Below are 23,670 nucleotides of genomic sequence, written 5' to 3' on the forward strand. Positions count from 1 at the left end.
AGAGCGCATGCCAGATGGTGGCCGATATGACTTAAGTTATATGAACCGACGGCACGTAGCGGATTATCTACAAGGAATGCTCTGGCATCCTAGGGCTCCCTACCCCTCCCCCATGGCTCTCCGATGGAGCCCCCTATGGAGGCGGCCTCTGGGGTATCCGATGAGCCATCCGTGGCCCCATTCCTATCCTTGGTCCCAGCAAGTGGACTTACGAGGGCCGGAAGCCCATGAACGGCGGTCGAGCCTCCGGCGCTTCCAAGATGCCCACGAGGTGGCTGTAGGGGACCCAGAAGATCGGGCCGTCACCCCGGGTCGCCTTCGCCCTCAGCAGGTGCGTGTGCGAGGTGTCGATTTCCGAGACGGGGACCGAGAGAGCCGTGGGCGGACCGTCGCCGACGCTACCAACGAGGTCGCCTAGGTTGACGTTGAGGCGAGCCGAGGGGGCCATGGCATCGAGAACGAGTAAGTAATCCATGGACACCTCAGAGGTAGTAGGAAGCGAGGCCGACACCGGCACCGATGAGGGCGCCCCACGGTCCAGCAGTAGAGCCCGCCGCTGCACCGCCACCGATGGCAGAGCCAATGCTGGCGCCTGCGGCTGCACCCGCAGCACCGGAAGCCACGCCACCACCAACGGTACGAGGCTTATACGCGGGATTAAGACCAGACGTAGCCGAGCCCTGGAACTGACCGGCGGTGGAATTGAGCGCATTGCCGAAGTTCGCAAGGCGCTGCTGGTCGTAGCCGTAATTCTTCTGATACCAGTCGTTGTACGCCTGATCGATGCCGCCCTGCTGCCAGTCCTGATAGACCTGCCCCAGACCAGCGAGCTGGCTGTTGTACTGGGCCTGCAAGGCGCTCGCGCCATTAAGGGCATTCGATGCCCCGAGGATGTTCTGGGCGTTATTCTGGGAAGTGGCAAGCTGGTTCTGGAACCCTTGCTGCCAAAGCTGCTGCTGGTTCTGTAGATCCTGATAGCGAAGGTTAGTCGTGTTAGCCGCAAGTCGATCGGCAAGGGTCTATTGGGACTGCTGGGCGGCCTACGCCATGGCCGAGCCACCGAACGCACCACCTTGCGCGAACTGGGCGGCAAGCTGGGGAACGGCGTTCTGGTTATAGGCGTTCGTCGTGTCCTGATTGGACTGGGCGATAACCTGATTCAGATTCCCGCTACCCGCGTAGGGATTAGCCTGGTTCTGAACATTGTTTGACCCATTGACCAACTGGTTCAGCGCGTTGATCTGGTTTCCGTTGCCGCCAGCGCCATAGACGGCATTGGACGTGGCTAGAGCCTGCTACGGAGTAGGTGCCGCGTTAAGCTGGCCGTCGTAGGACTGGTAGGGCTTGCTGTTGACTTGGTTGGTCTGGTTGAAGAACTACTGGTATGCGTTCTGCAAGAACGGAGGGAGTTCCGTCTTGGTCGTCGTCGTGGTGTTTTTCGGTTGTGATCCACCGCCGCCCATCGTGCACCTCATAAGTTGATATTTGGTCCGCCCTACCGAAGAAAAGGAAGCCGTGCATTACCCGGCACGGCGTCGGGCGAGGTAGGGCCTTGGGGCGGCAAGGGTCCCGATTACTTATGCCGTTTCCAGGGCGAGTTTCCGTCCGGGCTTGTAGGCGCCCGCCTACACGCAGAAGCGGAGACCGCCTACAGACAATCCCCCAAGGAGCGAGCAACGCTTGCACGCCGCAATCGGCGGCTCTTCACTTCACGGACGTTATGAGAAATTCTCTTTTGGCCCTTTCGATTGTCCTCATTGCTGGCCTGGTCGCCAGCCCTGAGAGCCACGCGCAGGCAGCATCGTCTACCGCCATTGTTTCTGTTCAAACCAACCAGTGCTGGGACGTACAGAACTACTCTCAAGACTCTGGCGCAATCATCCAGATGTGGAACTGCACGGGAACGACCAACCAACTGTGGGGGTTCCGTGTCTTTGCGTATAACGGTAACAAGCCGGTAGTAGCTATCGTGAACGTCAACTCAGGCCTATGCGCTTCCGCAGAAAGCACAAGCCCCAGCAATGGCGTCATAGGTCTAGTTCAGCGGCCGTGCAATAACGCTGACACGCTCCAGCAGTTCACTGCCGACGAGTCATTTGTAGGAGTGACAGTTTCGACTGGCGGCAGCTTTTCTATCGTCAATTCCGCGAATCCGCTGCGCCACATCACGAACGTTGCGACGAACTGGTGCCTTCGCACGGAAGACGGTTTTAACCGCCCAGTCTTAGAAAGCTCCTGCGGGGCAGTAACCGAAAACAGGTCGCGCTTCCGCTTCTCGGTCTTCTAATCCACATAGGGCGAGATGGCACGTAGCGTCTCGCCCTACTACGATCGACGTTTGAGCCAACGAGTTGCCATCTTGATAGCGAACGCCTCGTCATTCGGCACACGCCCCTCGATCGAGTGGTTGTGGTCGCCATCGGGGAACAGCGACACCCGATAGCCATCCCGAGTAGCTAGCTCACGCACGAAGGCCACCCGGCGGCCTGCACTATCGAACGCATAGCGATGAGGCATGGAAGCGCCTAATACAGTTCGTTCGCGTGGGGGCCAGGAGATGGTTGTCATGGGCCTAAAGGCTACGGAGCGGACATCTCACCACGAGAGACAAACGTAAGACTCCGCTTGAGGTCAGCCTAATTCTTCGGCAATTTGTTTATGAGCTTCACACGGCTGAGCACGTGCTTAGTAGAAGTATGCTGCGCTAGGAGGCTAGCCCGAAGGTTTGCCTAAGCAACGTCAAGATCGGTCCTCCATTTCAATCAGCGCGAACAGCAATTCCGATAGATGTGCCTCGGCCTCATATGGCTTCTGGTCCTTCACCTGGATTACGAACATAGCCATGTAGGCCAAGGCGGATAACCTACCTTGATCAGCTACGAAAGCCGTTTTTGCAAGCTCAACCAGCGCCAGAGCCGCTTCTTCCCTCCGGTCAGCCCGGTACGCGGTGGCGGCCACTTCGAACAGTTCGTATAGCCTCTGTTGAAGTGTCCTAGCTGGCTCGCGTTGCATGATCGTGCACCCTGGTTGGATCGGCTTCGAAGACGATACGTAAGCGGGCAGGAAGTGGATGCATCACTCTCGGTGCCGAGCACTGGTATAGCCTGCTGCACAGCTTTCCGTCGTCTCTAAGTGATGGCACACTGAGGGCGTCATATCGGGGGAATGGCATGCAGGGAACCGTCGTTTGGTATCACGAAGAGCTGAGGTTGGCCTTAATAGAGAGGCCGGACGGATTTACGGTGGGAAGTGTTGAGTCTGGGGAGCTAGAGCATGGTTTGCTGGTGTGCGGGAGCCTGCGAACTACGGGGCTTTCCCATTTGACCGTCCCGCTCACAGGTACATCGGTCGCTTTCACCGTCGAGGCCGATGTGCCGACAGAAGGCGAGGCGAGTGAGTTACTTGGGTTCGTTCGCGACTAACGCCTGACGGGACGGGGGTGCTTACCAACGTGCCTCAATGTGGAGGTTGAGCAACTGGAATCCAGCCTCCCGATATCGTTTCTTTCAACACATCTACCATACGGACGCCACCCAGCCTGTCGGCAAGGCCCAAGGCGAACTCAACGGCCAGCCATTCCGACATAAAATTCTCGGACACGTTACCCGCCAGGACTCGCCACACGCGGGTGTTAATGGCGGGGTAGAAAATGAAGACACGCCTACGCCCCTGATCCTTCACTTTCTGCGATTCCGGCGAAGTTCGGCGCGGACGTCCCACGAGGCGCTCCCCACGGTCATCACGGCTTTACGTAGCTCAACCTCGCTCACGCCAAGCACGCGCGTCCAGTAACTCATGTCAGAGCGAAGGCAAACGTCTACCTTCGTCAGGTCTGCCGGAGCAGCGACGAACTTGTCGGTGGGCATGGGGGCAACCTCGGAAGGGCACCAGCTATGGCACACAAGGCGTTACCCGGCCGTGAGGATTGTCCACTAGACCTGTCACGGACGCTCGCCGCTGCCTCGGATGGCAAGCTCACCGATTGCAAAATCGAGACGGCTCAGGAATTCGATGCACTCATTCGCCTGCCCATCTAGCGAACGTACCTCGTAGAGTAAGCGGTACGCAGCACCGGCGATGGCAAATTCGCCGTGCGTCGTGGCGAGCGCAGCGATATCGATTGCCGGCTGTGCGACAGCGTCTCGGTCGTCACTTTCGATGGCTTCGCGTAGCAGGCCCGAAAGCCCGCTGAGGTCGCGGTAGAGGCGGGACTGTTCAGTCATGGGACGATGCCCGTGACCAGACGTACGGAAAACGAGGCATGACCTGGCTCCAGAGGCCAAGGACCATTCCTCGTGGGGGGCCGCACGAACATGGCGGCCTCCGTTCTCTACGTCGAGGCTATCACGTCTGCTGGTGACAAGCCCCGATCGACCAACGAGGGCCATAATCCCTAAGATGCCGCACTTGCGTACGCACACCCAGAACCACCCGCGCGTTAACTCACAGTCGGACGTTAGTACGTGCTCCGACCAACCCTGCGCCCTTAGATCAAAAAGACCCGGCGGAAACTGTGTGTGTGCCCGCCGGTTAGCCTGGGAGAGGCTAAATCAGTAAGAAATCAGCCGTGGATATTCGGGTCACTGTCACCGGGATGGGAGTTCGGCGGCTCCGGATCATCGGTCGGCCGACCATCCCCGCCCAGATCATCGGGATTTGACTTGCTTGCCCGCCTCGCCGCTTCGGCCTTACGTAGATACCTCTTCCTGATGCGATCTAGCGCTTCCTCGTCGAGCTGCTCTAGATCGAGTAGTGCTTCATCGGTCCCTTCTAGAGCGTTAATGATCTCGTCGAGCTTGATCTGCAGAGCTTCCGTGTCCCGGTTCTGGCTCGCCTGGATGAGAAACACCATCAGGAACGTGATGATCGTCGTTCCGGTATTGATGACGAGCTGCCACGTGTCGCCAAACTTGAAGATCGGGCCGCTTGCGGCCCAGACGACGACGACCAGAAGCGCCAGGGCGAAAGTGACCGGCTCGCCAGCCGCCTTCGACACCGCCATGGCGATCTTGGTAAAGAGACCTTGCTTTTTGCCCGCCATGCCTACCCCGACATCCGATGTCAGGCCGACGCCATTTCCGCGAGTAGCGCTTCCTTCCGCTCCTGCATCTTTGCGCCAAGGTCGGCGAGTTCGTCCTTACTGAGAAGGGTCTTTGCGTCCTTGAACATCTCCTTCTCCTCTTCTTCGATATGGTGCTCAATTAGCTCTTTTAGCACCTTTGCGCGACCCGAAAATTGCTCGGTTGACGGATCAGTGTTTAGCAAATCTGGTAAGACGAGGTCTTCCGCTGCACGATGCTCCTCCAGAGCTTCGTAGTACATTTTTTCCTCCTCCTTTTTACCCGCGGCCTTGAACGCCGGGTAAAAGATCTCTTCCTCGATCGTCGTATGCGCCTTCAGGTTAACGTGTATCTTTTCGAGGAGTTCACCCCGCCTTTTCACCGCTCGGGTCGTTGACTCGGTCAACTCTTCAAGCAGTGATTTGACGAGCTTGTGATCCTCTTTGAGAAGTGAGATAGCATCCACGGGCGTCTCCTGGCGTCGGCTGGGAGCAATTAGCGTCTCCCTCCCTGGGTGATGCGCGCGTGGAATAAGCTCATCGCTCTCACCACGTTCGCCTCACGCGGCCCCGGACGGAGGGCGAGCCTCAGCGATTGGCAGCCTGTCATGGATTCGATTTCCGATCAGAACGCGCTTGTCCGGTAGATCGAGGGTCTTGCCTCAATCTCGGCCTGAACTTTCCGGGCATTTGTGCCCACGGCCGCGACGGCCGCGAGGACGGCCTCGGGTGTGACCCCGAGCACAAGCGCCCACAGCGCTAGCCCGCCCTCGTCGGCTGGGTCGATATGCTCCAACGGCTCTCCGTCCGTCATGCCTTACCTAGGGCCGTGCGAACGTCCTTAGCCATGACACCGACACGCTTCACGGTCTCCCGGAGCTTGTCCTCTGACACCCCAAGTTCCTTTGTCCAATAGCGGACCTCGTAGTCCTCATTGACGTTAATTCGTTGGGCGTCAGCTGGACCCCGATTCGTCTTGTCGTCGCTCATGGCACACCTCCGCTCGAAAGCGCCAAAGCTGCGCAATGAATCGTGATACGGACGTCACCGATCCATGGAGAACCGGGTTATGCTGCGTTGATGAACATGACCGACCACGAGACCGTCCTGCGCATCGCCCAGCTCAACGTTGAGGCGATGGCGATGAATGACGCGGCTCTGGCCGATGACTTGGATGAGGCCAGGTTTCGGGCTCACCTGATCCGCACATCGGCCCATGAAATGGGACTAACCCGAGTCCTTGAGGTCGCGGAGGATGTGATCGTCCTCCTACGGCCGGTCGGCACGGACCCTTTGCCAGGCTATGGACACGCCATGCTCAGGCTCGCGAAGGCACTAAACCCGCGCTAAAGGGAGCGCGGCGGGTGACGGATTCCGTTTCAACGGTCCATCCAGCCGCCCGGCTTATGCATTGCCCACTCCATTTCACGCGCGATCTCGTCCGTGATCACTTCGCTGGTGAGTAGTCTCTGGAGGTCCGTGCCATTCAGGACAGCGAGGATTTTTCCTAACTCGCTCCATGACCGAATGCCTTCTGCATCCAGTTCATCGATAAGCTCCCGGAGGCGGGCACGCCTAATAGCCTGAACAGTCGTGTCGGCCGGTAGTCGGCTGAATGTGTCACCCATGGGGATGCGGCGTGTGCAGTTTCAACCCGGCCATTTTACATGGCGACCAAGCAGTCGTTCTGCATCCAATTTCCCCCGAAGCACGTATAGGCGGCTATGCCAGGCGCTCGCTTGTCCTAGGGAGGGGCGTTTGTGAAGGCCGGATGGGGGGCGGATGCCCCCTCTGGCGGCGCTCGAAGCTCTACCGGGCGCCCGACTAGCACGCGATTACCTGCATAAGCGGCCGCATGGTCGGTTCCGCAGACGGAAGGCTTGGGAGGGGCGTGAAGATGGAGAACGAGTTTAGGGTCACGATCGATTTGAAGAATACAGCCCTTGCGATGAACCGGGCAGCAGTCGCCGAGGATTTCGATGCTGCGAGATACTGGGCAACGCGCATTGCGAAACAATCCGCTCGTTGCGGTCAGCTGGAAATAGAGGCAGCAGCATTGCGCGTCCTTCTGTTCCTTGGACCCTCCGGTAGCGAGCCCACCCGGGGCTTCGGCAAGGCAATGTTTGAGCTAGCGGAGCTTTTAATCCGCTTCGGAGAGCGGGTGCCGCATTCGAATAGCCGTGCCGATAGCTATCCGTTCAATTGATTTCGCAGCAGGGCCGAACATAGGAGGTACCGCCTGCCGGGTTTAAGCCTGAGTGCCCACCCGGACCTTCCTTGTTTGGTGAGCGGTTAAGTGCTCGACCTAGCTGTTCCCGGAGCGACCGAACACCGAAGGGACGGGCTGTATGCGGAAGCTCGGTCGCAACCACGCTTCTATCGCCGCTATCGCCGCCGCGCCCGTCAACGCCCGCGTCTGGACCTCGACCACTCTGGACGTGCGTAACGAGTAGTAGCAGATGCCTTTTTCGTCCACCAGCTCAACCAGCCTGATACCGGAAGCGGGGCTCCTTCGAAGCCGGAGAATGGTCGAAAATCCGAAGACCGTCGTCGAGTGTTGCTCCAGCGCTGGCTTTTTTTCCATGGTCGCTCACTTCGCACGAAGGGTCGCAGCATCGCCGCAGGGATCGGCTGGGGATCACTGGTTCTTGCCTCCCGCTGCCAGCGATTGAGTGTAGCTTGGCCCCGGGTTCGCGAGCCATGGGAGCAGGCTTCACATTCCCTTGCTCGCCGCCGATATCACCTTGCCCCAGGCCCGGTAGGTCGGCCCTCTCACGAGCGGGAGCAGGCAGCGAAACATGCAGACAGTCGGATGGGCGGTAGTCGAGAACGAGAGTGAACCCGTGCTCTTGGTCGAGGAGAAAGGATCGCGGGTCATCCATTATCCGGGCGGAGCTAGACTGTTCGCGGAGTGCGACGACCTTCCCCATTTCCTAAGCAGACTGACCGCGCAAGGCTTCGTGGTAATTAGATCCGGAACCGGCGCGCCATTCCCTAGCTGAGTTACCCGACGGCGTAGAGGAAGCGCGATGCAGCTTCGGTCAGCCACCGTCGCATCATGGCCTCAGCCCTACCCGTCAATTGCCGGTATGTGCTGGCGCGTAGCCCGAGCTGCCTAGCCCGATCGTCCTTGGAGATGGCAGCCCGCCCACACAGGATTCGCTGCATGGCGTCTGTAAGCGCCTCCCATGCGAACGCATTGCGAAGGCATGCCAAGCCGTATAGCTCCACGGTCGGCCAGTACCTATGTACATCGCCAGTGGCGTACAGCAGAAGGGTAGCCTCTAGGGGTCCCTCCAGTTTCGCTATAGCCAATGCTCCTAGGGTGTCCCAGACGGGGTTATAGACCGGTTCGGCGGTGAACGGGTGATATCGCCACTCCCGGAGGCGACGGACGGCAATCTTCCCATCTCCGTCTCGCAGGGTCTTCACCAGCACTTTCCGTCTCCCCTTGCGTTCCTCCCGTTCGGCCACGATCAGCTCACGAGGATTCGCGAGGTCTCGCGACGATTCGCGAGGAAGCCGGTCGTAGTTGACCTGTGAGATCCATGGTGACCCTGGAGCGAATGCAGCAGCGAGAATGCGTGCTGCCCTATCAATCAGTTCCTCCTGGGATTCGGCCCGCCCGCCGTCCGCCATAGGTCAGGCTTCCTTGCGTCGAAGCTCCGCCACCATTCGCTCATGGCGATGCCACGCCCAGCGGCGATACGGAACTGCTAGCAGTGTGCAAGCACCGAGCTGCACCCGCTGGATGTCAGGCTTGCGGTTGTTCCAGCCTGGCGACCGTTGAGTAACGGTCAGAGCGTTACTAACAGCGTTACTACGTGTCCCACGGTTGTCCCGCGTCTGTCCCGCGGTTGTCCGAGTCTTGTCCGCTTGCGATGCGGACACATTCCACGCGTCGGCACGCGTCAGTGACGGGTCGTCAGGGGTCGTTGGGTGATATCCGGGGAGATAATGGATGCTCATAAGCAGTAGTGCCTCTGGTAGATATCTATAAAGGTGTCCGGTTTCCGGAGCAGCTAAAGGGCCTGAAAAGGCCAGAACAAGTCCGGTTTCCGGAGCAATCAAGCGGCCTGAGAAACACGACTGCTCCGGATTCCGTATCTAGTTGCTCCGAATTCCGGACTTGACGATGTGTTTTTCTGCGGGCGCTTGAACGCTGCTTTGGGCAGCTTCCAGACGTCGGACGCCTTCGACGTAGGTGAGCGATCTAGCTTGCCTCCGCACTCATCAATCGGCCTCCACGTCAGTGCGTACAGGTTCGGTAGATTGCGCCCGCCCTGGCGGGTCAATTCAATGAAACCGAAATGCTCCAGCTCCTTGAGGCTCCAGTGCAGCGTGTCGGCTGACCTCCAGCCTCGTGTGCTAAGAACCTTTATGGACGCGCATAGGTCACCGTTGTTACGGCCATTGAACTGACGCACAAGGGCGCACAAGAGCTTGATCGCGGTTCCCCCACACTGAGCCCAGTTCTCCGAGTCCTGTAGGTCATGCGGAATTCTGGCAAATGGTCCCTCATAGCCGCTTCGGCCCTTTTCCTTCCAACGCTTCTTGGTGACCTTCATGCCGGAACCTCGCTGGAAGCTCCTGCGGACGGGTGACCATCGGGCATATGGGGATGGAGGAATACCAACCCAGCGGGGTCAACCTTCACCTGCTGTAGCCGTATGGTTCTAGCGCGCTCAATGCGACTCCCAGATTGCGATGCCCGCATCAGGCCTGAACGGATCGCAGACCACTTGGCTGAGATTGACGGGCATTCCTCCACCAGAGTCGCCAGCTGCTCGGGGGTGACAACCTTAGCCAGGACGGTGGGGCCATCAGCCTTCACCAGCTCGCACAACAGCCCACATACGCGCTCATGCGGTAAATGCTGAGCACACCGCCAGTTCGGGTCGAGGGGACAGATGGGTGCGCTACATCCGCTGAATCGGGGGCATTGCTCGTGAGGGCTCATGCGTCACCCCGCGAGTCCGCAATGCGGGCGGCGGCCCAGACCTGAATTTCCGACTCAACCCACGCACTGGTCGAGAGCGCCAGCTTTACACGACGAGGGAACTTGCCTGCGGCCTCCAGACGGTAGACCTGTGTACGAGACAGGCCAGTGCGCTCGCACACGGCAGGCAGACGAAGGAACTTGATCGGGTTTTCGGGCACAAGCGGGCCCGACACAACGGCAAGGGTCATGTTTAGATCTCTCTGGTGGCCTGGCCCACCGGAGACACCTTGCAAGTCGGAATTTCCTTTCCTACCATGCAGGTGCCGTCGCCCGGAGAAGCACGGCCTTGTTTGGCGAAAAACTCCCAGCCCTCACCATTGCAGTGGTGGGGGCTTTTTATTGCCCCCGCGAGGTCTGTAAGTCGGCTTACACAGGATCTAGGGCACGCCCAGCGTGCCGCCCCGAACATATGGGGTTGCAAGCCGTCCCATCCCGTGCAGGTGAGACGGTAAACCCGGAGGGGGGTGAAGTAAAGTTTGACAACGTAACGCTCCGTTACCCGTCTGACAGTCGCTACCACACCGACAAAAAAGCCCGCCGATGAGGGCGGGCCTGGGGTTTGGCTAACGATGGGTGCCCCGGCTAAAGCGTTGCCAGCGGGAACACTCTGCACATCAGCTCGTCTATCTGTCGATCCCGACGCAGCCTTGCCATCTGTCGCACCGCATCCGGCGGGAGGTCAGCCCGCATTGGCCGAGGAAAGGCGATGATTTTGGCGTTCGTAGCGGTGACGGGTAAGCGGCTGTACGCACCGTAGATTGGGAATTCGATGACGCGGGCCATGGTCAGTCCTCCCTCCTGGCGTGCAACCGAGTATTTGCGGCATCCACGGTGCCCTTTGCCATCTTGAACAGGTGGTAGGCACCCCATAGGCACTCGCACACGGCCTTTTTGCTCTCCCAGTTCGACCCGTCGATTGCCTCAATCTCCTGAATGAAAATCTCTATCCCGCTAGAGAGGAAGATAGACGCGTCGCCCAGCAAATCGCGTGCACTGTTATCGTCGTTGATGGAGTACTTGGCGTTAAAGGAAAACAGTTCGGCCGAATTGATCGCGGTGTTTTCATTTCCCATGACAGTTCTCCTTAACCCTGCTGGCGGTTGTGGGCGGCATCGGCCATATGGAGCAGGCCATAGATGCCGAACAGGCGGTCAACCAGATCGGGGTCAGCCCTGCGCATAGCCGGGGCGTCGGCCCGCTCAAGCTCCATCCTCAGCAGTGCCAGGGCACTATCCATGACTTTCTGGGCGTTACTCCGATCGTCTGCCGCATGGCTGCCAAGCGGCACCACATTGCCCTGAATGGGGCGCAGGATTTGAGACGAGCGTGCAGCTACAATTTCGTTACCCATGATCGCGACTCCTAGTGTCGTGTTTGTGGTTAGGCAGGCTGGGGTGTTGACGCACCCCCGTCCTGCCGCTTCTGGCTCCCCGCCAGAACTTGTTACGCCGCCGATCCCTTCGACGGCTTGAATGCGACGACCTTGCCACCGGCTTTCAGGTTTTCCAGATAGTCCGCCCACTCCTGCATCATCCGCTTGCGCTCCGTGATGTACTGGGCAGCGTGGGTGTATGCATCGCGGACCTTGTTCGATTCGGCGTGGGCCAACTGGCGCTCAATGGCGTCCGCGTTGTAGCCCATTTCGTTGAGGCGGGTGGCTGCGAGGCTACGGAAGCCATGGCCGGTCATTTCGTCGCCCGTGTAGCCCAGACGACGCAGGGCGGCATTCACTGTGTTCTCGCTCATCGGGCGCGTAGCGGAACGCAGGCTCGGGAAGACATAGCGGCCGTGGCCTGTGAATTCCTCAAGCTTGCGCAGGATCGCAACAGCCTGTTTCGAGAGCGGCACGACGTGAGCGGCCTTCATCTTCATGCGCTCAGCCGGGATACGCCACACGTGGCCGTCGAGGTCGAATTCGGTCCACTCAGCAGCACGCAGTTCGCCAGGACGCACGAACACCAGCGGGGCCAGCTGCAAGGCGCACAAGGTGACGAACTGGCCTGAGAAGCCGTCGATAGCACGCAGGAGGCCGCCAATCTTCACCGGGTCAACGATTCCCGCGTGGTGCTTGACCTTGGGAGCCTTGAGCGCCCGCTTAAGCGGCTGGGTCGGGTCGCTATCCGCCAAGCCCTCGATGACTGCGAAGCGGAACACCTGCCCTACCCTGATCTTCGCCCGGCGTGCGGTTTCCAGTAGGTCGTCACCTTCAATCTTGCGCAGCGTGTCCAGCACCATGCGCGAGGTGATATCCCGCATCGGCTGCTCGCCGAGATCCGGGAACAGGAACTTGCCAAAGATCCAGCGAGACTTGTTCGCCGTGGCTTCGGACACGTCCTGACGCGACATCCAGAGTTCGGACACCGAGCGGAAGGTGGGAACGGGAGCGAGGGCCAGTGAACGCGTGCGCTTCTCGGCCTGACGGCTCGCACTGGGATCTACGCCATTCGCCAGCTGCGCACGAGCCGCATCACGACGCAGACGAGCCTGGGCAAGCGTGACGGTGGGATACGTACCAAGGCTGAGCATCTTGGCCGCGCCTTCGAAGCGATAGCGGAAGCGCCAGCGAGGTGCACCATTGACCGGAATCTCAATGCTCAACCCTGCCGCATCAGTGACCCGGTAGAGGGAAGCCTTGGGCTTCAAGGTGCGGAGTTTGGTGTCCGTCAGCATGGTGAGTAACTTCCGACTCGCTGTGAGTAGGTACCTTTATACTCACAAACTTACTCACATGCAATAGGGGCTGGCATGAGACGCGACGGGACGTGCGGAGACACCGAAATAGCCAGTTTTAGGCCATATCTCGGGTAGCTAGGTCGCCAGAGGGATGGGGTGGGATGCCGAGAGACGGCCAAATGGTGCCCGGAGTGGGACTCGAACCCACATACCCTTTCGGATGAGGGATTTTAAGTCCCTTGCGTCTACCGATTTCGCCATCCGGGCCAAAAGAAAAAAGGCGCACCCGCTTGAAGCGTGTGCGCCTTGGAATGCGATGGAGGCCGAGGTCGGAATCGAACCGGCGTACGCGGATTTGCAGTCCGCTGCATGACCACTCTGCCACCCGGCCATCGCTTGCGCACGCGGAGAGTATCCGCATAGCGCTTAAAAAACAAAACCTCGGTCACCCGAGGCTTTGTGGAAATCTGGAGCGGGAAACGAGACTCGAACTCGCGACCCCGACCTTGGCAAGGTCGTGCTCTACCAACTGAGCTATTCCCGCGTCGTAGTCCGGGTATTTTAGGGATCTGGGCTCATGTGTCAACTGTTTTGCAGCGGATACTTTTCGCTTTTTTTCACACCCGGCGCATCCCCGCGCAGGGCGGGCCATGCGGCGCGCAGATAATCCAGCCCGGACCAGATCGTGAGGATGCCTGCCACGACCAGCAGCGCCTCGCCAATGTGGTAATAGCGCAGGGTTTCGGCATCGTGCTGCAGCAGCAGGGTCACCAGGGCCACCATCTGCATCATGGTCTTGAGCTTGCCCAGGAAGGCGACCTTCACCTTGGAACGCTCGCCGATCTCGGCCATCCACTCGCGCAGGGCCGAGACGCTGATCTCACGGCCGACGATCACGGCGGCGGTAATCGCCAGCAGGATCCCTGGCCAGCCGGTCGGTGCCGACTGCACCAGCAGGAACAGGGTGATCGCGACCATCAGCTTGTCGGCCACCGGGTCGAGGAAGGCGCCGAAGGCGGAGGTCATGTCGAGGCGGCGGGCCAGGTAGCCATCCAGCCAGTCGGTGAAGGCGGCCAGCACGAAGACGACCGCGGCAACGAGGTTCGCCCAGCGGAACGGCAGGTAGAAGACGACCACCATCACCGGCAGCAGCAACACACGGAAAAGGGTAAGCCAGGTTGGCAGGTTGATACGCATGGATTCAGCCGGTTGCGGGAGGCGCCGCGATGGCAGGCGCTTCCGTTCGATCAGGGGTGCAGCATGGCATAGATGCGTTCCGCGAGGCCGCGATCAATACCCTTGACGCTCATGAGTTCCTCGACGCCCGCCGCTTCCACGCCGGACAGGCCGCCGAAGGCCTTCAGCAGGGCCGCGCGCCGACGCGCGCCGACGCCAGCCACGTCCTCGAGGGTACTGCGCTCACGGGCCGCCTCGCGCTTGCGGCGGTGGCCACTGATCGCGAAACGGTGCGACTCGTCACGAACGGCCGCCACGAGGTGCAGTGCCGGGGACGACGTGCCGGGGTGCAGGGTCTTGCCGCTCTCCGCAAGGATCAGCGTCTCTTCGCCCGCGCGGCGGCCCGGGCCCTTGGCCACGCCGACCACGCGGATACCCTCGACGCCGAGCTCGCGGAGCACGTCGATGGCCTGGGCCACCTGCCCCAACCCGCCGTCGATCAGGAGGATGTCAGGCTTCACCCCGCCCTCCACGACCTTCTTGAAGCGGCGCGTGAGGGCCTGGTGCATGGCGGCGTAGTCGTCGCCCGGCGTGATGCCGGTGATGTTGAAGCGGCGGTAGTGCGACTTCTCCGGCCCTTCCGGGCCGAACACGACGCACGACGCGACCGTCGCCTCACCGCGGGTGTGGCTGATATCGAAACACTCGATCCGGCGTGGCGGCTCGCTGAGTTCGAGCACCTTCTGCAGGTCGTCGAAGCGGGCGAGCAAGGTATGCCGGCTGGCCAGGCGCGAGGTGAGCGCCGCGCTGGCGTTGCGCTGGGCCATCTCGAGGAAGCGTGCACGATCGCCGCGTACGCTGGGCTTGAGCTGCACGGCGTAGCCCGCGTGCTGGGAGAGCACGTCGGCCAGGATCTCCATGTCCTCCACCGGGTCGCTCAGCACCAGTTCGCGCGGCACCTGGCGCTCCAGGTAGTACTGCGCGATGAACTGGGCGAGTACGTCACCTACCGAGGCGTCGGTGGGCAGGCGCGGGAAGAAATCGCGCGAGCCCAGGCTGACGCCGTTGCGGAAGAACAGCACGCTAACGCAAGCCATGCCGCCTTCGAGGCAGCAGGCGATCACATCCATGTCGGCGCTGGCACCCTGCACGAAGTGCTGGGCCTGCAGCTTGCGCAACGCGGCCACCTGGTCACGCAGGTTGGCCGCGCGCTCAAAGTTCAGCGCGGCGCTGGCCTTCTCCATCGATTGCGCCAGTTCGTCGATCACGGCGCTGCTGCGGCCCTCGAGGAACATCTCGGCGTGGCGCACGTCGCTCTTGTAATCCTCGACGTTGATCAGCTGCACGCAGGGCGCGCTGCAGCGGCCGATCTGGTGCTGCAGGCACGGGCGCGAGCGGTTCTTGAAGTAGCTGTCCTCGCACTGGCGCACCTTGAACAGCTTCTGCATCAGGCCCAGGCTCTCGCGCACGGCGAAGGTGCTGGGGTACGGGCCGAAGTAACGGCCGACACCGCTCTTCGCGCCGCGGTGGAACGCCAGGCGCGGATAGTCCTCCCCGCCCGACAGGTAGATGTAGGGGTAGCTCTTGTCGTCGCGCAGGACGATGTTGTAACGCGGCTTCAGCGATTTGATCAGCTGCGATTCGAGCAGCAGCGCTTCGCCGGCGGTACGGGTCAGGGTGACTTCCGCGCGGTCGATCTGGGACACCATGGAGGCGATGCGCGGATCCATGGGCGGCTTCAGGAAGTAATTGCTGACGCGCTTCTTGAGGTTGGCGGCCTTGCCCACGTACAGCAGCTCGCCTTCGGCATCGAAGTACCGATAGACGCCGGGGGACGTGGTCAGGTGGCGAACTACGGCCTTGCCATCGACGGGGTGCGACTGGGTGTGCTCCATCGGCATATTTTCGCCGCTGATGGGCAACCGCTAATCAAAAAACGCCGGCATGGAGGGGGACCATGCCGGCGCGGGGCCTTCCTTGGGGGTGTCGCCCTCATCCGTGAGCAGTGCTTGGCGACAGGGATAGGTTACGGCGGCGCCCGTGTAGGCGCGCCCGGCGGATTCCGGCTCATTCCGTAGGCGTCGCCCGCTGCCCATTGTCAGGCAATGCCTACAACGCTCCGCTTTCTTTCAACCAGCGCTCGGCCCTGGCCAGGTCTTCCGGGGTATCGATACCGGGCGGGAACGGCTCAGGGGTCAGGCTGACCGAGATGGCATGGCCGTGCTCGAGCGCCCGCAGCTGCTCCAGGGATTCCGCCTGCTCCAGCGGGGTCCGCGGCAGCGCGGCCAGCCGGCGCAGGAAACCTGCCCGGTACGCATAGATGCCGACATGGCGGAGGAACGGGACCTCGGGCGGGAGCCGATGGCGATCCCGGGCGAACGCATCGCGCGCCCAGGGCGCGGGAGCGCGGGTGAAGTACAGGGCCCGGCCGTTGCCGCCGCGGACCACCTTTACGATGTTCGGATCGAACAGCTCCTCCGCGTCGGTAAGCGGCGTCGCCAGGGTGGCCATGGGCGCCTCATCACCGGCGAGGGTGTCCACCACCGCACGGATGCCCGCGGCCGGGGCGAACGGCTCGTCGCCCTGCAGGTTCACGACCACGGTGTCCTCGGGCCAGCCGAAGTGGGTGACGACCTCGGCGATGCGATCGGTGCCGGAGGCGTGGTCCTCGCGGGTCATGCAGACGAGGATGTCGCCCGTGCAGCCGCGCATTTCGGCGGCGACGCGGTCGTCATCCGTGGCCACGACGACCTGGGCCGCACCGGCCACAGCCGCGCGTACGGCGACCCGGCGCACCATCGACACGCCACCGATCGGAAGCAACGGCTTGCCCGGCAGGCGCGTGGAGGCGTAGCGAGCCGGGACGACGACGACGAAGGGGGGTGTCTTGGGGCGCATGCGGTGGCGTCCGAGGGGCTGGGTGAGAGCCCCCATTATGGGCCCGGCGCGATGTCAGGGTGCGACGGCCAGGTTGAAACCCACGCCGTTCGCCAGCTCGATAAACCCGGGGAACGAGGTAGCCACATTGGCGCAATCACCAATGGTGATGGGCGCCGTCGCGACCAGCCCGGCAATGGCGAAGCTCATGGCGATGCGGTGGTCGCCGTGGCTGTCCACCGTGCCACCACCGATCGCCCCGCCACGGATCATCGCGCCATCCGGCAGCTCGTCGATCAGCACGCCACAGGCCTTCAGGCCGTTCGCCATGGTGGCGATGCGGTCGGATTCCTTCACCCGCAGTTCGGCCGCACCGCGGATTGTCGTCATGCCCTCGGCGCATGCCGCTGCGACGAACAACGCCGGGAACTCGTCAATCATGTCCGGCACGATATCGAGCGGCAGCGCCACGCCGTGCAGGGGGCGATGGCGGACGACGAGATCCGCGATGACTTCACCGCCGCTCTCGCGCTCGTTTTCCACGGCGATATCCGCACCCATGAGCTCCAGTGCGGCGAGCAGGCCGGTGCGGCGCGGGTTCAGGCCCACGCCCTTCAGGCGCAGGTGCGAGCCCGGCACGACGCACGCGGCGACGATGAAGAACGCCGCGGAGGAAAAGTCCGCCGGAACGTCGACGTCGACGGCGCGCAGGACGTGCCCGCCACTGACCTTCGCGCGGCCCGGGGAGTATTCGATGGGCCAGCCGAAGGCCTTCAGCATGCTCTCGGTGTAGTCACGCGTCGGGTGCGGCTCGATGACTTCCGTCTCGCCTTCCGCATAGAGGCCGGCGAGCAGCAGCGCCGACTTGATCTGCGCGCTGGCGACCGGCGACTTGTACGTCATGCCCTTGAGCTTGCGGCCGCCGTGGATACGCAGCGGTGGCTTGCCATCGTTCGTATCGATCTGCGCGCCCATCTCGCCGAGCGGATCCGTCACCCGGCGCATCGGCCGGCCGGAGAGCGATGCATCGCCCACCAGGGTCGAATCGAAGCCCTGCCCCGCCAGCAAGCCGGCGAGCAGGCGCATGCCGGTGCCGGCATTGCCGCAGTCGAGCGACCCGCTGCTGCCACGCAAGCCATGCAGGCCCACGCCATGCACCACGCGCTCGCCGGGCGCGGGCGTTTCGAAGCGCACGCCCAGCTTGCCGAGGATCGCCGCCGTGGCGCGCGTGTCTTCACCCTCGAGGAAGCCGCGGATGTGGGTGGTGCCTTCGGCAAGCGCACCGAACATCAGCGCGCGGTGCGAAACGGATTTGTCACCGGGGACGACGAGTTCGCCGCTGATCGGGCCACCCGAGCGGCTGGTCCAGGCCAGGGAGGTCATGGAAGGTTCTCCAGGAGGCGCTTCAGTTCGGCGCGGCTGCCGATGCTGATGCGCACGGTGTGCGGCAGGCCGTAGCCGCCCATGGGGCGGACGATCACGCCGGCTTCGAAGAGGTGCTTCTCGAACTCAGCGGCATCCCTGCCCAGGTCGACCAGCAGGAAGTTGGTTTGCGACGGCAGGACGCGCAGGCCGCGCGCCGTGAGCTCTTCGGCCAGCCATGCGCGGTCACGATGGTTGGCTTCGCGAACGCGCGCACGGTGTTCGTGATCTCCGAGCGCCGCTTCCGCCGCGGCCAGGGCCACGCCGTTGACGTTGAACGATTCACGCAGGCGCTCGGCGACCGCGGCGACCGACGGGTGGCTGAGCATGTAGCCGATGCGCAGCCCCGCCAGCGCGTAAGCCTTCGAGAACGTGCGCGTCACGATGAGGTTCGGGAACCGGCCCAGCAGGTGCAATGCCGTACTGAGGCCAGCCGCGTCCACGTACTCGTGGTAAGCCTCGTCGACGACGACCAGCGTTTCCGCCGACACCTTCTCGAGGAAGGTCTCGAGCTCGGCATCGGTGAACCATGTGCCGGTCGGATTGTTCGGGTTGGCGAGGTAGACGATCCGCGTGGCGGGCGTGACCGCCGCGGCAATCGCCTGCAGGTCGTGGCCGTACGGCGCCGACGGATGATCGGCGGGCAACGCCGGCACACGGATCGCAGGCGCACCCGCCGCGGCCGCCGCGATCGGGAACACCGCGAAGCCGTACTGCGAATGCACCACGGGGTGTTCCGCATCGGCGAAACACTGCGCGAGCAGCATCAGCAGTTCGTGGGAACCGTTACCCAGCGTGATTGCGCTGGCGGGCACGCCAAGCTCGCCGGAAAGGCGCTGCTTCAGGGCCGCGCCGAGCGGATCGGGATAACGCCAGATGTCTTCCAGCACACGGGTAGCGGCGCGCGTTGCCTGCGGGCTCGGGCCGAGCGGGTTCTCGTTGGAACCCAGCTCGGAGAGCACCGCGCCGAAGCGCTTGCGCAATGCGGGAAGGTCGTGACCGGGATCGTAGGCACGCAGGGCCGACGTCGCCCGGTTGGCGAGCGTGGCTGCATCGAACACGGCGGTCATGGCAGGGCGACGGGGTAGGCGCCAAGCACGCGGACATCGGCGGCGGCGGGTTTCATTTCGTCCAGCGCGGCCTGCAGGGCTGGGTCTTCGACATGGCCGGAGACATCGATGAAAAACGCGTACTGCCACTTGCCCGTGTGCGCCGGACGCGACTCGATGCGGTTCATGCTGATGCCGTGCTCGGCCAGCGGCTTGAGCACGTCGTACAACGCACCGGGCTTGTCGCGCACGGACACGAGCAGCGACGTGCGATCGTTGCCAGACGGCGGGAAGATCGTGCGGCCGATGACGAGGAAGCGCGTGGTGTTATCGCTGCGATCCTCGATAGGGCCGGCGATGATCTTCAGCCCGTAGACGCGCGCCGCGGATTCACCGGCGATCGCGGCGGATTCCGGCGAAAGCTTCGCCATGCGCGCGGCTTCGGCGTTGCTCGATACCGCGATGCGCTCGACGTTCGGCAGGTTCACGCGCAGCCATGCCTGGCACTGCTGCAGCGATTGCGGGTGCGAGTAGATCCGCTTGATGTCCTTCATCTCGCCCGTGAGCGAAAGCAGGTTCTGGTGGACACGCAATTCCACTTCACCGCAGATGGTCGCCTTGGACGTGAGGAACATATCCAGCGTCATCTGGATCATGCCCTGCCCCGAGTTCTCCACCGGCACCACGCCGAAATCGGCATTGCCCGCGGCGACTTCCTGGAACACCTCCTCGATGCTGCCGAGCGGCAGGCCGTAGGCGGCGTGACCGAACTGCTTGCGCACGGCCTGTTCGCTGAACGTGCCTTCGGGACCGAGGTAACCGATCTTCAGCGGCTGCTGCTGCGAAAGGCACGACGACATGATCTCGCGGAACAGGCGTACCAGTTCCGCATTCGGCAGCGGGCCGTCATTGCGGTCGATGACACCACGTAGTACCTGGGCTTCCCGTTCGGGTCGGTAATACTCCACCGCCGCCTTCAACGGGCCCTTGGCCCGGCCGACCTGCTGTGCCCAACGGGCGCGCTCACTGATGAGCGATTGCAGTTGCTGGTCGATGCTGTCGATGCGCTGGCGCGCCTCGCCCAGCGTGGCTTGCTTGTCGGTGGGACTACTCTTACTCATGAACGTCCAGGCGGCTAAGTGGTTGCAAATGAAACAGTTATCACCGCAAAAACGATGTTGCAGTGCGGTGATCCCCGACTTTAACCGTGCCGCGCTGCAAAGTCCCGCATGAATTTCACAAGCACCTCGACCGCTTCGATCGGAACCGCGTTGTAGAGCGATGCGCGCATGCCGCCCACGGCCTTGTGACCCTTGAGCGCGAGCAGGCCCGCGGCCTCGGATTCGCGGAGGAAATCGGCATCCAGCGCGCTATCGTGCAAGGTGAATGGCACGTTCATGCGCGAGCGCGACGCCGGATCCACGGGGCTGCGGTAGTAACCGCTGGAACCATCGATGGCGTCGTACAACAACGCGGCCTTGGCCTTGTTGCGTTCACCCATCGCGGCGATGCCGCCCTGCGCTTCGAGCCACTCGAAGGTCAGGCCGGCGAGATACCAGCCCCAGGTGTTCGGCGTGTTGAGCATCGAATCGTTCTTCGCATGCTCGGCGTAACGGAAGATATTGGCCATGGGCCGGCCCGCACGCGCCAGCAGGTCGTCACGGATCACCATGACGACAAGACCCGAAGGGCCGATGTTCTTCTGCGCACCGGCGTAGATCAGGCCGAAGCGCGATACATCGACCGGTTCGCTGAGGATGTTCGACGACATGTCGGCGACGAGCGGGACGTCGCCCACGTCGGGCACGTCGTGGAATTCCACGCCGTGGATGGTTTCATTCGGCGTGTAATGCACGTAGGCGGCGCCGTCGCTCAGCTGCCACGTATCGCGTGGCGGTAGCTTCAGGTAGTTATCGGCCACCGACGTCGCGGCAACGCGCGCATCGAGGTACGGCGCGGCTTCGCGCACGGCCTTCTCGCCCCAGTGGCCGGTGACGATGTAATCGGCGTGGTCGCCCGGCCCGGCAAGGTTCATCGGGATCTGCGCGAAGTGCTGCGTGGCACCGCCCTGCAGGAAGAGCACCTTGTAGTTCGCGGGAACGCCCATCAACGAACGCAGGCGCTGCTCGGCGGCCGCGGCCAGCGCCATGAACGGCTTGCCGCGATGCGAGAGCTCCATCACGGAGGCTCCGGAACCATTCCATTCGAGAAGCTCGGCCTGCGCGCGTTTCAGTACCGCTTCCGGCAGCGCAGCGGGTCCGGCGCTGAAATTCCAGGCTCTGCTCACGTCTCGTCCTCTCGCATGGGTGAACCGGCATTATGCCGCCGCCTGCGGGCAAAACGAGGGCTTAGAACGGCGCGAAAAGCACCACGGCAATGCCGGCGGCCAGCAGCGCGGCGGTAAGGATCAGCCACCACACAACGCCGCGGGGACCGACGGTCTCCTCCGGCTCGGGCTCGGGCTCCGGCTCGGGTTCTGGCAGGACTACCACGGGCTCGGCCTGCCAGCCGGGCGCTTCCAGGATGAAACGATGCGTAGCCAGGCCGATCTGGTCGCCAGGCTGGAGCGCGGCTCGGACGGTGCGTACACCATTCACCCGGACGGCGTGGCGTGCGGGCACGCGCGATGCATCGAGGATGAGTTCGTCATCCTCCCAGGCCAGGGTGAGCAGCGCGGCATCATTGCCTGGCAGTTCGAGCGGCAGCGCGCCGTGGGTGGCACCGAGCTCAAGGCGGTCACCGATGGCGACCAGGCGGCCGGAGAGCGGGCCCGCCACGGGCCGCAGCGCCGCCGTGCAACGCGCTTCGGTGGGCTCCGCCAGCTCGCGGGCCTCGAGGTCGTCGTCATCGCGGATCAGCATGCGGCAATCGCCGAGCGACAGGCTGTCGCCGGGGCGCAGCAGCGCCTTCTCGCGTACCGGACGCGCGTTGACGTAGACACGGCCGACACCTGGGGCCACCTCCAGCACCATGCCGCGCCGGTCGCGCTGGATGGAAACGTGGTTGGCGGCGACCTGGGCCTCGGAAACGACGAGGTCGTTCTCCTCGCCCCGGCCGATCGTGAGCACGGGCCGGGACCAGTGGAAATCACCGCGAGCCGAGCTGACGAATTCAATACGCATGGAGGGACCGGCCAGATGACGACGCGACTTTAGCAGAGTGCGGTATCTATTTGAACGCAAAGAGATCGATACGGTTCAGCCGGCCCGGCTGCTAGACTGCCCCACCCTTTTCTCGCGGAGATACCCCCATGGCCAAGATCGATATCCGTCGCGAGCACGGCAAGAGCGCTGCGGAAGCCCGCGCCGTGGTGGAAAAGGTCGCGGCCCGCATGGCCGAGAAATTCGGCACGAAGGGTGGCTGGGACGGCAATGCCTACGCCTTCTCGGGCTCGGGCGTGAAGGGCGCGATCGCCGTGTCGGACACCGATGTGCACGTGACCGCCGAGCTCGGCATGCTGCTGTCGGCGTTCAAGGGCAAGATCGAAGACGAGATCCGCGGCAAGTTGAACGAATACTTCGCCTGACCCCCGGGTGGCCTTGGTGGGGTGGGCATGGCATAATAGGGGACTTATGCCGGCCGAGCCGGCCCCTACTCCGACCCGGAACACATGGCAAAAGACGACGTCATCGAAATGGAAGGCACGGTCCAGGAGACCCTGCCCAACACCATGTTCCGCGTGCAGCTCGAGAACGGGCACGTCATCACTGCCCATATCTCCGGCCGTATGCGCAAGCATTACATCCGCATCCTCACCGGCGACAAGGTGAAGGTCGAGATGACCCCGTACGACCTGACCAAGGGCCGTATCACGTACCGCATGAAGTAAGCGCGCGCCTGGCGCCGCCCGCTTCGCGGAAGAAAAAGCCGTGGCTCGCGCCACGGCTTTTTTTGTTTGCGCGACGCCGTAGGAGCCCACCCTGTGGGCGACATCTTTCGCCTCGAATCAACAAGGTCGTGCGGCGTGACCGCGCACAGCGTCGCCCACCGGGTGGGCTCCTACGAAAAAGGCCGCCCGAGTGGGCGGCCTTTTCGATCACTACCTTGAGTCTTACGCGTCCGCCGTCGCCGGCTCGGCCGACTCGGTTTCCACGTGCAGCTCGTCGCCTTCCACCGAGAGGGTGACCTTGCCGCCGTCGGCGAGCTTGCCGAAGAGCAGCTCGTCGGCCAGGGCACGCTTGACCTTGTCCTGAATGACGCGAGCCATCGGGCGCGCGCCCATCTGCGGGTCGAAGCCGTGCTCCGCCAACCAGCGGCGGGCCTCCGGCGTCACGTCGACGCTGACCTTCTTCTCGGCCAGCTGCGATTCCAGCTCGATCAGGAACTTGTCCACCACGCGCAGGATGTGGTCGAAGTCCAGCGAGTTGAACTGGATGATGGCGTCCAGGCGGTTGCGGAATTCCGGCGTGAAC

The 23,670-nt window shown here is 62.7% G+C and carries 28 protein-coding genes, 3 tRNA genes and 1 pseudogene; 5 read left to right on the top strand and 27 right to left on the bottom strand.

The genetic code is table 11. From position 1 onward, the window contains the following. Window positions 1–208: 208 nt before the first annotated feature. Complete coding sequence (locus tag ACTHLF_RS06875; protein WP_440326015.1) at window positions 209–475, bottom strand: hypothetical protein; 267 nt, start codon at window positions 473–475, stop codon at window positions 209–211. Window positions 476–482: 7 nt separating this feature from the next. Beyond that, window positions 483–854, bottom strand: a complete 372-nt coding sequence (locus tag ACTHLF_RS06880) for a hypothetical protein (RefSeq protein WP_440326017.1) — start codon at window positions 852–854, stop codon at window positions 483–485. A gap of 881 nt (window positions 855–1,735) precedes the next feature. On the opposite strand from ACTHLF_RS06880, the gene ACTHLF_RS06885 reads away from it, so the two are divergent. Beyond that, window positions 1,736–2,287 (top strand): RICIN domain-containing protein, encoded by a 552-nt coding sequence (locus ACTHLF_RS06885; protein ID WP_440326018.1) that lies wholly within the window; start codon window positions 1,736–1,738, stop codon window positions 2,285–2,287. Window positions 2,288–2,739: 452 nt separating this feature from the next. Here the strand turns inward: ACTHLF_RS06885 and ACTHLF_RS06890 are convergent, their stop codons facing one another. The 7 genes from ACTHLF_RS06890 to ACTHLF_RS06920 form a co-directional block, all read right to left on the bottom strand. Continuing rightward, a complete protein-coding gene (locus ACTHLF_RS06890) occupies window positions 2,740–3,012 on the bottom strand; it encodes a hypothetical protein (RefSeq protein ID WP_440326020.1) in 273 nt (90 codons plus the stop codon). A 665-nt stretch (window positions 3,013–3,677) separates the two neighbouring features. Next, the gene (locus ACTHLF_RS06895; protein WP_440326022.1) at window positions 3,678–3,866 is read right to left on the bottom strand and encodes a DUF3606 domain-containing protein; all 189 of its coding nucleotides are present in this window, start codon (window positions 3,864–3,866) and stop codon (window positions 3,678–3,680) included. 75 nt (window positions 3,867–3,941) lie between these two features. Further along, window positions 3,942–4,223, bottom strand: a complete 282-nt coding sequence (locus ACTHLF_RS06900; RefSeq protein ID WP_440326024.1) for a hypothetical protein — start codon at window positions 4,221–4,223, stop codon at window positions 3,942–3,944. Between the two features lie 338 nt (window positions 4,224–4,561). Continuing rightward, window positions 4,562–5,041, bottom strand: a complete 480-nt coding sequence (locus ACTHLF_RS06905; protein WP_440326025.1) for a low affinity iron permease family protein — start codon at window positions 5,039–5,041, stop codon at window positions 4,562–4,564. Window positions 5,042–5,061: 20 nt separating this feature from the next. Beyond that, window positions 5,062–5,526 carry a hemerythrin domain-containing protein gene (locus tag ACTHLF_RS06910; protein ID WP_440326027.1) on the bottom strand — a complete coding sequence of 155 codons (465 nt, stop codon included), beginning with the start codon at window positions 5,524–5,526 and terminating at the stop codon, window positions 5,062–5,064. Window positions 5,527–5,684: 158 nt separating this feature from the next. Next, window positions 5,685–5,873, bottom strand: coding sequence for a DUF3606 domain-containing protein (locus tag ACTHLF_RS06915; protein ID WP_440326028.1), 189 nt, complete (start codon window positions 5,871–5,873; stop codon window positions 5,685–5,687). After that, on the bottom strand, window positions 5,870–6,049 hold the full coding sequence (locus ACTHLF_RS06920; RefSeq protein ID WP_440326030.1) for a DUF3606 domain-containing protein: 180 nt from the start codon (window positions 6,047–6,049) through the stop codon (window positions 5,870–5,872). Before ACTHLF_RS06920 ends, ACTHLF_RS06915 begins: the two co-directional genes overlap by 4 nt. Before the next feature lie 90 nt (window positions 6,050–6,139). On the opposite strand from ACTHLF_RS06920, the gene ACTHLF_RS06925 reads away from it, so the two are divergent. After that, a complete protein-coding gene (locus ACTHLF_RS06925) occupies window positions 6,140–6,409 on the top strand; it encodes a hypothetical protein (protein WP_440326032.1) in 270 nt (89 codons plus the stop codon). 541 nt (window positions 6,410–6,950) lie between these two features. Continuing rightward, window positions 6,951–7,265 carry a hypothetical protein gene (locus tag ACTHLF_RS06930; protein ID WP_440326034.1) on the top strand — a complete coding sequence of 105 codons (315 nt, stop codon included), beginning with the start codon at window positions 6,951–6,953 and terminating at the stop codon, window positions 7,263–7,265. 797 nt (window positions 7,266–8,062) lie between these two features. Here the strand turns inward: ACTHLF_RS06930 and ACTHLF_RS06935 are convergent. The 17 genes from ACTHLF_RS06935 to ACTHLF_RS07015 form a co-directional block, all read right to left on the bottom strand. Next, window positions 8,063–8,698 (bottom strand): hypothetical protein, encoded by a 636-nt coding sequence (locus ACTHLF_RS06935; RefSeq protein ID WP_440326035.1) that lies wholly within the window; start codon window positions 8,696–8,698, stop codon window positions 8,063–8,065. Window positions 8,699–9,126: 428 nt separating this feature from the next. After that, a complete protein-coding gene (locus ACTHLF_RS06940; protein ID WP_440326037.1) occupies window positions 9,127–9,627 on the bottom strand; it encodes a hypothetical protein in 501 nt (166 codons plus the stop codon). Window positions 9,628–10,015: 388 nt separating this feature from the next. Continuing rightward, a complete protein-coding gene (locus ACTHLF_RS06945) occupies window positions 10,016–10,249 on the bottom strand; it encodes a helix-turn-helix transcriptional regulator (RefSeq protein ID WP_440326038.1) in 234 nt (77 codons plus the stop codon). A gap of 597 nt (window positions 10,250–10,846) precedes the next feature. Next, on the bottom strand, window positions 10,847–11,134 hold the full coding sequence (locus ACTHLF_RS06950) for a hypothetical protein (protein ID WP_440326040.1): 288 nt from the start codon (window positions 11,132–11,134) through the stop codon (window positions 10,847–10,849). Window positions 11,135–11,145: 11 nt separating this feature from the next. Continuing rightward, window positions 11,146–11,412, bottom strand: coding sequence for a hypothetical protein (locus ACTHLF_RS06955; RefSeq protein ID WP_440326042.1), 267 nt, complete (start codon window positions 11,410–11,412; stop codon window positions 11,146–11,148). A 92-nt stretch (window positions 11,413–11,504) separates the two neighbouring features. Continuing rightward, on the bottom strand, window positions 11,505–12,731 hold the full coding sequence (locus ACTHLF_RS06960; protein WP_440326044.1) for a tyrosine-type recombinase/integrase: 1,227 nt from the start codon (window positions 12,729–12,731) through the stop codon (window positions 11,505–11,507). Between the two features lie 183 nt (window positions 12,732–12,914). After that, a tRNA-Leu gene (locus ACTHLF_RS06965) sits at window positions 12,915–13,001 on the bottom strand. Window positions 13,002–13,051: 50 nt separating this feature from the next. Continuing rightward, window positions 13,052–13,125, bottom strand: a tRNA-Cys gene (locus ACTHLF_RS06970). Window positions 13,126–13,202: 77 nt separating this feature from the next. Beyond that, window positions 13,203–13,278 (bottom strand) — tRNA-Gly (locus ACTHLF_RS06975). A gap of 38 nt (window positions 13,279–13,316) precedes the next feature. Then, window positions 13,317–13,931, bottom strand: a complete 615-nt coding sequence (gene pgsA, locus ACTHLF_RS06980) for a CDP-diacylglycerol--glycerol-3-phosphate 3-phosphatidyltransferase (protein WP_440326046.1) — start codon at window positions 13,929–13,931, stop codon at window positions 13,317–13,319. A 50-nt stretch (window positions 13,932–13,981) separates the two neighbouring features. Beyond that, window positions 13,982–15,805, bottom strand: coding sequence for an excinuclease ABC subunit UvrC (gene uvrC / locus ACTHLF_RS06985; RefSeq protein ID WP_440326048.1), 1,824 nt, complete (start codon window positions 15,803–15,805; stop codon window positions 13,982–13,984). A 214-nt stretch (window positions 15,806–16,019) separates the two neighbouring features. Continuing rightward, window positions 16,020–16,808, bottom strand: coding sequence for a 3-deoxy-manno-octulosonate cytidylyltransferase (gene kdsB / locus ACTHLF_RS06990; RefSeq protein ID WP_440326050.1), 789 nt, complete (start codon window positions 16,806–16,808; stop codon window positions 16,020–16,022). A gap of 54 nt (window positions 16,809–16,862) precedes the next feature. After that, on the bottom strand, window positions 16,863–18,170 hold the full coding sequence (aroA, locus tag ACTHLF_RS06995; protein ID WP_440326052.1) for a 3-phosphoshikimate 1-carboxyvinyltransferase: 1,308 nt from the start codon (window positions 18,168–18,170) through the stop codon (window positions 16,863–16,865). Next, window positions 18,167–19,279 carry a histidinol-phosphate transaminase gene (hisC, locus tag ACTHLF_RS07000; RefSeq protein ID WP_440326054.1) on the bottom strand — a complete coding sequence of 371 codons (1,113 nt, stop codon included), beginning with the start codon at window positions 19,277–19,279 and terminating at the stop codon, window positions 18,167–18,169. The genes aroA and hisC overlap by 4 nt, the downstream gene beginning before the upstream one ends. Then, a complete protein-coding gene (pheA, locus tag ACTHLF_RS07005) occupies window positions 19,276–20,379 on the bottom strand; it encodes a prephenate dehydratase (protein ID WP_440326056.1) in 1,104 nt (367 codons plus the stop codon). Before pheA ends, hisC begins: the two co-directional genes overlap by 4 nt. 80 nt (window positions 20,380–20,459) lie before the next feature. Next, on the bottom strand, window positions 20,460–21,545 hold the full coding sequence (gene serC, locus ACTHLF_RS07010) for a 3-phosphoserine/phosphohydroxythreonine transaminase (protein WP_440326058.1): 1,086 nt from the start codon (window positions 21,543–21,545) through the stop codon (window positions 20,460–20,462). Between the two features lie 61 nt (window positions 21,546–21,606). Beyond that, window positions 21,607–22,380, bottom strand: a complete 774-nt coding sequence (locus tag ACTHLF_RS07015) for an FHA domain-containing protein (RefSeq protein WP_440326060.1) — start codon at window positions 22,378–22,380, stop codon at window positions 21,607–21,609. A 128-nt stretch (window positions 22,381–22,508) separates the two neighbouring features. Between ACTHLF_RS07015 and ACTHLF_RS07020 the strand changes: the two genes are divergently transcribed. Both ACTHLF_RS07020 and infA read left to right on the top strand, forming a co-directional pair. Next, on the top strand, window positions 22,509–22,784 hold the full coding sequence (locus ACTHLF_RS07020) for a polyhydroxyalkanoic acid system family protein (protein WP_440326061.1): 276 nt from the start codon (window positions 22,509–22,511) through the stop codon (window positions 22,782–22,784). Window positions 22,785–22,868: 84 nt separating this feature from the next. Then, window positions 22,869–23,087 (top strand): translation initiation factor IF-1, encoded by a 219-nt coding sequence (infA, locus tag ACTHLF_RS07025; protein ID WP_019466733.1) that lies wholly within the window; start codon window positions 22,869–22,871, stop codon window positions 23,085–23,087. Window positions 23,088–23,309: 222 nt separating this feature from the next. Here the strand turns inward: infA and clpA are convergent. Further along, window positions 23,310–23,670 (bottom strand): annotated as a pseudogene (gene clpA, locus ACTHLF_RS07030) (ATP-dependent Clp protease ATP-binding subunit ClpA); the annotation flags it as partial.

The organism is Luteibacter sp. (assembly GCF_051958795.1).
In the GTDB taxonomy this organism is placed as follows: Bacteria; Pseudomonadota; Gammaproteobacteria; order Xanthomonadales; family Rhodanobacteraceae; genus Luteibacter.

Excerpts from the sequence above, each read along its gene's own strand:
- ACTHLF_RS06875 (WP_440326015.1), bottom strand. The coding sequence starts at position 475 with ATGGATTACTTACTCGTTCTCGATGCCATGGCCCCCTCGGCTCGCCTC.
- ACTHLF_RS06890 (WP_440326020.1), bottom strand. The coding sequence starts at position 3,012 with ATGCAACGCGAGCCAGCTAGGACACTTCAACAGAGGCTATACGAACTG.
- pheA (WP_440326056.1), bottom strand. The coding sequence starts at position 20,379 with ATGAGTAAGAGTAGTCCCACCGACAAGCAAGCCACGCTGGGCGAGGCG.
- pgsA (WP_440326046.1), bottom strand. The coding sequence starts at position 13,931 with ATGCGTATCAACCTGCCAACCTGGCTTACCCTTTTCCGTGTGTTGCTG.
- uvrC (WP_440326048.1), bottom strand. The coding sequence starts at position 15,805 with ATGGAGCACACCCAGTCGCACCCCGTCGATGGCAAGGCCGTAGTTCGC.
- ACTHLF_RS06940 (WP_440326037.1), bottom strand. The coding sequence starts at position 9,627 with ATGAAGGTCACCAAGAAGCGTTGGAAGGAAAAGGGCCGAAGCGGCTAT.
- kdsB (WP_440326050.1), bottom strand. The coding sequence starts at position 16,808 with ATGCGCCCCAAGACACCCCCCTTCGTCGTCGTCGTCCCGGCTCGCTAC.
- ACTHLF_RS07020 (WP_440326061.1), top strand. The coding sequence starts at position 22,509 with ATGGCCAAGATCGATATCCGTCGCGAGCACGGCAAGAGCGCTGCGGAA.
- ACTHLF_RS07015 (WP_440326060.1), bottom strand. The coding sequence starts at position 22,380 with ATGCGTATTGAATTCGTCAGCTCGGCTCGCGGTGATTTCCACTGGTCC.
- ACTHLF_RS06945 (WP_440326038.1), bottom strand. The coding sequence starts at position 10,249 with ATGACCCTTGCCGTTGTGTCGGGCCCGCTTGTGCCCGAAAACCCGATC.
- ACTHLF_RS06905 (WP_440326025.1), bottom strand. The coding sequence starts at position 5,041 with ATGGCGGGCAAAAAGCAAGGTCTCTTTACCAAGATCGCCATGGCGGTG.
- ACTHLF_RS06950 (WP_440326040.1), bottom strand. The coding sequence starts at position 11,134 with ATGGGAAATGAAAACACCGCGATCAATTCGGCCGAACTGTTTTCCTTT.
- hisC (WP_440326054.1), bottom strand. The coding sequence starts at position 19,279 with ATGACCGCCGTGTTCGATGCAGCCACGCTCGCCAACCGGGCGACGTCG.
- ACTHLF_RS06920 (WP_440326030.1), bottom strand. The coding sequence starts at position 6,049 with ATGAGCGACGACAAGACGAATCGGGGTCCAGCTGACGCCCAACGAATT.
- ACTHLF_RS06925 (WP_440326032.1), top strand. The coding sequence starts at position 6,140 with ATGAACATGACCGACCACGAGACCGTCCTGCGCATCGCCCAGCTCAAC.
- ACTHLF_RS06960 (WP_440326044.1), bottom strand. The coding sequence starts at position 12,731 with ATGCTGACGGACACCAAACTCCGCACCTTGAAGCCCAAGGCTTCCCTC.
- infA (WP_019466733.1), top strand. The coding sequence starts at position 22,869 with ATGGCAAAAGACGACGTCATCGAAATGGAAGGCACGGTCCAGGAGACC.
- ACTHLF_RS06915 (WP_440326028.1), bottom strand. The coding sequence starts at position 5,873 with ATGACGGACGGAGAGCCGTTGGAGCATATCGACCCAGCCGACGAGGGC.
- aroA (WP_440326052.1), bottom strand. The coding sequence starts at position 18,170 with ATGACCTCCCTGGCCTGGACCAGCCGCTCGGGTGGCCCGATCAGCGGC.
- ACTHLF_RS06895 (WP_440326022.1), bottom strand. The coding sequence starts at position 3,866 with ATGCCCACCGACAAGTTCGTCGCTGCTCCGGCAGACCTGACGAAGGTA.
- ACTHLF_RS06900 (WP_440326024.1), bottom strand. The coding sequence starts at position 4,223 with ATGACTGAACAGTCCCGCCTCTACCGCGACCTCAGCGGGCTTTCGGGC.
- ACTHLF_RS06955 (WP_440326042.1), bottom strand. The coding sequence starts at position 11,412 with ATGGGTAACGAAATTGTAGCTGCACGCTCGTCTCAAATCCTGCGCCCC.
- ACTHLF_RS06935 (WP_440326035.1), bottom strand. The coding sequence starts at position 8,698 with ATGGCGGACGGCGGGCGGGCCGAATCCCAGGAGGAACTGATTGATAGG.